Source organism: Frankia sp. CeRuru1 (genome assembly GCF_977966315.1).
Genome location: NZ_CDWWEW010000026.1, coordinates 20,355 through 26,545, shown reverse-complemented (window position 1 = coordinate 26,545; position 6,191 = coordinate 20,355). Strand labels below are relative to the sequence as shown.

The 6,191-nt window shown below is 66.5% G+C and carries 10 protein-coding genes and 1 pseudogene; 8 read left to right on the top strand and 3 right to left on the bottom strand.

The window, feature by feature from the left end:
* The 3 genes from AC08OP_RS03715 to AC08OP_RS03705 form a co-directional block, all read left to right on the top strand.
* The coding region (locus tag AC08OP_RS03715) for a DUF6414 family protein (protein WP_476612907.1) at positions 1–414 on the top strand (414 nt) is incomplete at its 5' end.
* 17 nt (positions 415–431) lie between these two features.
* Positions 432–1,319 carry a hypothetical protein gene (locus AC08OP_RS03710; protein ID WP_476612906.1) on the top strand — a complete coding sequence of 296 codons (888 nt, stop codon included), beginning with the start codon at positions 432–434 and terminating at the stop codon, positions 1,317–1,319.
* Between the two features lie 186 nt (positions 1,320–1,505).
* Positions 1,506–2,054 (top strand): HD domain-containing protein, encoded by a 549-nt coding sequence (locus tag AC08OP_RS03705; protein WP_476612905.1) that lies wholly within the window; start codon positions 1,506–1,508, stop codon positions 2,052–2,054.
* On the opposite strand, the gene AC08OP_RS03700 is transcribed toward AC08OP_RS03705, so the two are convergent.
* Both AC08OP_RS03700 and AC08OP_RS03695 read right to left on the bottom strand, forming a co-directional pair.
* The gene (locus AC08OP_RS03700) at positions 2,042–2,512 is read right to left on the bottom strand and encodes an NUDIX hydrolase (protein ID WP_476612904.1); all 471 of its coding nucleotides are present in this window, start codon (positions 2,510–2,512) and stop codon (positions 2,042–2,044) included. The genes AC08OP_RS03705 and AC08OP_RS03700 overlap by 13 nt on opposite strands.
* Before the next feature lie 6 nt (positions 2,513–2,518).
* Positions 2,519–3,307, bottom strand: a complete 789-nt coding sequence (locus AC08OP_RS03695) for a helix-turn-helix domain-containing protein (protein WP_476612903.1) — start codon at positions 3,305–3,307, stop codon at positions 2,519–2,521.
* A 291-nt stretch (positions 3,308–3,598) separates the two neighbouring features.
* Here AC08OP_RS03695 and AC08OP_RS03690 point away from each other — a divergent pair, with 291 nt between their 5' ends.
* Both AC08OP_RS03690 and AC08OP_RS03685 read left to right on the top strand, forming a co-directional pair.
* On the top strand, positions 3,599–3,874 hold the full coding sequence (locus tag AC08OP_RS03690) for a hypothetical protein (RefSeq protein WP_476612908.1): 276 nt from the start codon (positions 3,599–3,601) through the stop codon (positions 3,872–3,874).
* A complete protein-coding gene (locus AC08OP_RS03685; protein WP_476612902.1) occupies positions 3,865–4,350 on the top strand; it encodes a hypothetical protein in 486 nt (161 codons plus the stop codon). Before AC08OP_RS03690 ends, AC08OP_RS03685 begins: the two co-directional genes overlap by 10 nt.
* 45 nt (positions 4,351–4,395) lie before the next feature.
* On the opposite strand, the gene AC08OP_RS03680 is transcribed toward AC08OP_RS03685, so the two are convergent.
* A complete protein-coding gene (locus tag AC08OP_RS03680; RefSeq protein ID WP_476612901.1) occupies positions 4,396–4,866 on the bottom strand; it encodes a helix-turn-helix domain-containing protein in 471 nt (156 codons plus the stop codon).
* 184 nt (positions 4,867–5,050) lie between these two features.
* Here AC08OP_RS03680 and AC08OP_RS03675 point away from each other — a divergent pair, with 184 nt between their 5' ends.
* The 3 genes and pseudogenes from AC08OP_RS03675 to AC08OP_RS03665 all read left to right on the top strand — a co-directional run.
* Positions 5,051–5,455, top strand: a complete 405-nt coding sequence (locus AC08OP_RS03675; protein WP_476612900.1) for a plasmid replication, integration and excision activator — start codon at positions 5,051–5,053, stop codon at positions 5,453–5,455.
* Complete coding sequence (locus tag AC08OP_RS03670; protein ID WP_476612899.1) at positions 5,452–5,778, top strand: hypothetical protein; 327 nt, start codon at positions 5,452–5,454, stop codon at positions 5,776–5,778. Before AC08OP_RS03675 ends, AC08OP_RS03670 begins: the two co-directional genes overlap by 4 nt.
* 116 nt (positions 5,779–5,894) lie before the next feature.
* A pseudogene (locus AC08OP_RS03665) lies at positions 5,895–6,191 on the top strand (FtsK/SpoIIIE domain-containing protein); the annotation flags it as partial.

The following is a 6,191-nucleotide window of genomic DNA, read 5'->3' as shown; positions in this document are numbered from 1 at the left end:
GTTCGGGAGCTGGCCGGATTTATGCAGTCGGTCGGCCAAGAGCCAGACAAAAAGATGACGGAAGCGATTGATGGGTTCTCTGCCCTTCGGAAGATGACCGACGACTCGGCGTCCAAGGTGGTTATTTCAGTTGGGGCGACTCCTCGCTACAAGTTCATCTCTGTTCTCGATAACGAGAACTTCATTCGAAGTCTTCCTTCGGAAGCTGAACTGACGATTGTCGGAAAAGTTCAACGTATACTTCGCAAGGGAGACCGTGAAAACTTGTTCGATCTACCTGGTATGGATGTGATCCCGCGGTCGCAACGTCGTGCAGCGGAGCGCAGTATGAGAAAAGACGCGCAAGGCGTCATGGCAGACGCATCTGTCGGGTATCCCGCGGCCCATCTCACGCTAATCGCAGCTTATCGGTAGCATATTAGGCGGAAGTGATGACTTTTCAAGCGACTGTAGTTCGAGTTCTCATTGCGTCACCTGGCGACACCGGGAATGCCCGAGAAATAATTCGAGAGACCACGGGTCAGTGGAATGGCTTGAATGCCGAGACTTCAAAAGTAGTCCTCCTGCCGACGATGTGGGAGCGGGATGCTACGCCGTCGATGGAGGCAACTGCTCAGCGAGTAATCAACAAGCAGCTTGTGGATCACGCTGACGTCCTTATTGGAACGTTTTGGAGTCGGCTCGGTACTCCGACCGAGGATGGGCTATCGGGGACAGCCGAAGAGATCGAACGTTTCATCGCGGCCAAAAAGCCGACCTTGGTATATTTCTCGGATATTCCGATCGTGCTTAATAGCGTTGATCTGGATCAGTACTCACGATTGCGAACCTTCAAGGATAATCTGAATAGTCGAGGTCTGTGTGATAGTTATGGATCGGAAGCTGAACTATCGCAGCGCGTCAGTGCCGCGCTTACGCGGGTGATGAGGGACAAATTCGCTGTCTCGATTGAGGATAGTGCGTCGCCACCGGTCCAGGTAGGTGCCATTCCTGTCGCCGAAGTCGACCGTCAGCGTGAGATTTCAAGCTATACTTCGTCTGGTCGGCCGAACTATCGCACCCTTGAGACATTGGTGATCCGAAATGAAGGAACTGCGACCGCCGAAAATCTGAAATTTAACTTCGACTACGACGGCCCGCGCGTCGGCTCTGAGCTTCCATTTGTGGAAGGGCAGGGGCAATCTATATCTTATCTCGGGCCTGGCGCAGTGCTGAGATTCTCTCTTTCTTCGAGTCTTGATGCCGTTACGCAATGGCAAGTGATTTTTGAGTGGGAAGAGGGTGGCGACAAGAAGAATAGTCGACAGACGGTTCGATAGATCTTTAGCGGACGGATCTACGTTTATTTATGCGGGGTGGCGACGCGCCGGCGAGCATGGCGCGCCAGCGCCACGCGCAGCCGTCGCGCGGCGTAGGTCCTGCGCCGCGCTTGATCATAATTGGGGCAATTCGGCAGTCTCGGGCACTCGCTGACGGCCTGGTGGTGCTCGCCGTACCGTGATCGGGTGGAGGTAGCGGTTGCTGAGCGGTTGGCGAGCGAGCTGCTGACCCCGTTGGGGGATCGGTGGCGGCATGTGCAGGCCGTGGCTGCGGCTGCCCGTGAGGTGTCCGCGGCCGTCGATCCGGAGGAGCGTGATCTGCTCGTCGCGGCGGCCTGGCTGCATGACATCGGGTACGCCCCGCCGATCGGGCACCTACGGTTCCACCCCGTGGACGGTGCGCGGTTCCTCGAAGCGCAGGAAGCGCCGAAGCGGCTGTGTGCCCTGGTCGCGCACCACTCGTGCGCTCGATATGAAGCCGAGGAACGGGGTCTGACGGCGGAGCTCTCCGCGTGGGAGCTGGAGGTGTCGCCGGTGATGGACGCGCTGTGCGCCGCGGACATGACGACGGGCCCGCAGGGCCAACGGTTCACCTTCGACGAACGGATCACGGAGATCCTGTCCCGCTACGGCGACGGATCGATCGTGCACCGGTCGGTGACCCGGGCGCGGGCGGACCTGCGAGCCACCGTGGAGCGGACAACCGCGCGGCTGGCGGCGGTTCAGCCGAGATAGGGCGTGGCCCGGTTCTCCAGGTAGTGATCGATGCGGAGTCGCATCGACGGGTGGATGTTCAGCGTGTCCAGGTCCTCGGGCGCCACGAACTTGACCTCCTTGGTTTCGCTGGAGGTACGTAGCTGGCCGCCGAGGTTGCGGGTGGTGAAGCAGAGCGAGAACTGCTGGCGGACCTCGCCGTCGTCGTAGGCCAGGACGTGCCGCGGGTTGGTGTAGACGCCGATGAGTCCGGTCACCTCGATGTCGATGCCGGTCTCTTCCTTGGTCTCGCGGACGGCGGCGTCGGTGATGGACTCGCCGAGATCCATGCCGCCGCCGGGCAGGGCCCACAGGTCGTTGTCGGTCTTGTGAACCATGAGGATCCGCCCGGCCTCGTCGGTGACGACGGCCGTCACGGACGGGACGACGCTGTTGGCCTTGGGGGCGTTCGGGTCGTTGAAGTAGTCGATCCGTGCCAAGAGGGTTCAGGCTCCTTCGGTGGTGGCCCAGATGCGCTCGAAGCTGGCGGCGTAGTGGTCGAAGAGTCCGCCGGGCTGGGCGCGTAGGTGCATGACGGGGGAGTGCGCGGCGGGGGCGCCGTAGACGTGGGTGTTCACCAGCATGTCGCCGTCGAAACGGTAGATGGAGTTGTAGAGCGTGGTGGCGTGGAGCCGCAGCTCGATGCCCGGGGCGTCGCGTAACGATGCCAGGTAGGTGAGGGTGATCCGGGTCCGGGCGGCGAGACCGTCACCGATGCCCTCCTCGTCGCCTCGTAGGGCGACGGCGGGGGAGTCCGGGTCACCCAGGGCGTAGCGGATGGCCACGCCTTCGGTGCCCTTGCGGCGGAGAACGGTCGTGAAGTCGGCGTGCCCGTCGGGGAGGAACAGGCCGGCGATGACGAGGACGTCGACCTGGTGACGCGCACCGGCGAACAGCGTCCGCCACAGCTCGGCGGGAACGGCGGCGCGGCTGGGGTAGACGCGCACGACATCGCTCGGCACGTCCGCGGCCGGCGACCCGGGTTCGGTCCGGGGCTCGGGGACGGCGCCCGGTCTTTCGGCAAGCCCGATGCGTCCGCGGGGGAGGCCGATGCCGTCGGCGATGCGCTCGAAGATCTCCAGGCTCGTGACCTGGCGGCGACCGTTCATGATGTCGCTGACGTGGGACTGCGGCAGGCCGCACACGGCGGCTATCTGCGTCTGGGTGGCGCCGGTCCACTGGCGATAGATCTTGAAGACGGTGCCGATGTCGCGGCGGGCGAGTGCGTCGGCCATCTCGGGTCGCTCCCAGAGCCCCGGCGGGGTCTGGGGTAACGGACGACGGACGGACACCATGGCGGCCTCCGGACGGTAGGTGCGCCGACCGTCTGTCCTCGATCGGGCGCGCAGAGCATATCCGGTCTCCGTATAGATCGGAAGTCTCGGTGTATACGGCCGGCGGCCTTCCGTGACCGGCTGTCCGGTTGGACGGTGGGCGGGCGTCGGTTCCGCTGCGCCACGGACACCTGTTGCGGGCCGGTTCCGGCGCTTTGTCGCACGCCACCGACCAGGGGAGGACGGATCGTGATGTTCGACAGGGGGAGCGGAGGTGACCCGGGTCCGCTGCTGTTCGGCGTCGTCCGCTTCGAGCCGGGCGGGGACCGCCGGGTACGGGACACGGTCATCACCTTCCCCGGGGCGACAGCGGCGGATCTGTTCGCGATCGAACAGGGCTGGCACGACTACCAGGTCACCCCGCTCCGCTTCTTCGTCCATGACGTGCGGCCGGCGGCCGTCGACTGGACGAGGTATAGGTCCGATGATCTGGCGGCGCGCTTCGCGGACCGTCGGCGGTGGCCGTGAGTGCGGCGGCCCGGTCGGGTCCGTTCCTTCCGCCGCTGCCCGCTGCCGGTGACGGCGCCGGTGGTGCGGGGGAGACGCTGTCGGCGGTCGTGATGATGCCGTGGGGGCCGGACGAGTGGGCGCTCGTCGTCCAGCCGGGGTCGGGGTCGGAGGATCTCCTGCGGGCGGTGTCCCGGCTGCCGGCCGGGCTGACGTTCTCCGAGTCGTTCGGTGACGTCGATGTGGTGCTCGTCTACCGGGTGCAGGCCGGTGACCGTGCGCCGGTCGGGACAGGCGGCCCGGGACCGTCGCGACGAGGCTGTGGGGGTGCGGCGCTGCGGGCGGCGCTCGACCGGGACCCGATCCGGCCGGACTCGCGGTGGATGACCTGCGGTGAGCGGGCCGCGTTCCGGGCCGGGCAGGTGGAGGCGCTCGAAGCGGTCCGCCGGGCCGTGCTCGACGCGATCGGGGTTCCGGCAGTCAGGGCGCCCGGCTGATCGACACGGCGGCGCCCCGGACTTCGACGGGCCGACTCCGGCGGGTTACTCCGCTGGGGCCGGCCCGTCGTTGTTGTGGCCTCGGCCGGCCCGGGGTGCCTCGGCGGGGGTGAGGCGTTCGGAGAGATCGGCGAGACGCTGTTCGATCCGCAGCAGGACGGCGAGGATCTGCCGGTCGGTGCGCGGTCCCGGCCCTCCTTGGCTCTCGCGGCCGTCGCCTGGCGCCGTCCCCGCGGCCTGCTCGTCATGCACGAGGACGCGGACCAGGTGGTCGTCCGGCCAGTCCAGGGCGCGGGCGACGGCGGCCAGTGTGGCGTCCTGGACCCGGCGGCCGTGGGCTCCGCGCTGGAGCTGGCGCAGCGTCGCGACGGACACGCCCGAGGCGGTGGCGAGTGCTTGCTGTCCCATCCGCTTCTGGTTCATCCTCGCGTTGAGGGCGTCGGCGACCGCCTGCCAGTCCTCACCCTCGACCTTGCCTCGCGCCGTGTACGGCGGAACCCCCCGTTCGCTTGTCACACGTCAAAGGTAACGTTGTCGTGGGAACGTATTCCAGACGGTCACCGGATAATTTCCATCCGCAGTCCGTATACATAGATACGAAAGCGCTTGGCGATCGGTTCGTGAGCGGTTCAGAGTAGGTGCTGCCCGACGGTGGCCGGAGTACCGGCGGCGGGGCTGACCCTACGGAGGTAGACGAACCATGGCGGTACCGCGACGCATTCCGGTGCGTTTCGAGGACGTGTTCCCGGCGGGGGCGTTCGTCCTCGGCGTGGAGGCGGCGAACGACTACGACAAGGTGAAGGCGAACGCTCCCGACTCGCAGGAGCGGGATCCGAACACCGGCGAGCGGGTCCGGGTGGTGCGCGTGCTGGACGCGGACCCGGCCGCGCGGCAGGCGGAGCTGAAGGTGAAGATCGCCGCCGAGGTGCAGCCGGTCCTGCCGGAGGCGATGCCGGGCACGCCGTTCCGGCCGGTGCAGTTCGAGGGGCTGACGATCACACCGTGGGTGGACACCAACGGGAAGTTCCCCAAGCAGGGGTACGCCCTGCGTGCGGTGAGTCTGCGGCAGGTCGGCCCGCTGCGGCGGACGGGGGCGGCGGCGTGAGCGGCGAGCCGAAGCAGTCGTACGCGACGCTCGGCCTGTCCGTCGGCGCGGACTGGTTGGTGACCTGCCACACCTACCCCGACCGCGCACCCATCCTGGTCGTGGACGCGGGGCGGGTGAGCCTGAGCGTGTCGGCGCTGGGGCGGGAACCGGATGCCCGGCACGCTGACTTCGCGTACAAGCTGCTCGCGGCGGTCAACGACTACCTGATCGCCTACGAGAAGTTCCAGTTCGAATCCCAGGAAGCCGCGGAATCCGCCGAAGCGGCGGCGGTGGCGGTGGCGGCTCCGGTTGACGACATGGCTGGGCCGCGCGCCGCGTAGTTTTCCCGCTGGTCGTCGGCGTCGCGAGGAAACGAATTCCCGTTTCTCGCCTCTCTCTCCTTTTCGTCAATCCCATCGGTCTGTGTTTCGTGCGCTCGAAAACAGGTGGTATTGCCATGTCCAGAATCAACGGTGACCAGCGTTTCCCGCGGGTTCCCTCGCGGGCCGACAAGGTGCGCGTGCCGGTGTGGATGCTGCTGGTGGCGGTGGCCGGCAAGGCGATGTGGCTGGCGCTGCGGGGCTGCTGGCGTCACCGCGTCGCCGTGGCGTTCGTGGTCGGCCTGCTTCTGGTGGTGCATCGGGTCGGGCTCGTCGGCCTGGCCGTGCTCGTCGCGGCCTTGGTCCTGGTGGCGGTCGTGTGGTGGCGGGTGCATCCGCGGTCGTTCGGGCCGGTGGCCTGGTGGGTGTGGGGG

Bases quoted from the DNA above. Each gene is read 5' to 3' on its own strand.
- AC08OP_RS03710 (WP_476612906.1), top strand. From the start codon at position 432: ATGACTTTTCAAGCGACTGTAGTTCGAGTTCTCATTGCGTCACCTGGC.
- AC08OP_RS03695 (WP_476612903.1), bottom strand. From the start codon at position 3,307: ATGGCCGACGCACTCGCCCGCCGCGACATCGGCACCGTCTTCAAGATC.
- AC08OP_RS03690 (WP_476612908.1), top strand. From the start codon at position 3,599: ATGTTCGACAGGGGGAGCGGAGGTGACCCGGGTCCGCTGCTGTTCGGC.
- AC08OP_RS03675 (WP_476612900.1), top strand. From the start codon at position 5,051: ATGGCGGTACCGCGACGCATTCCGGTGCGTTTCGAGGACGTGTTCCCG.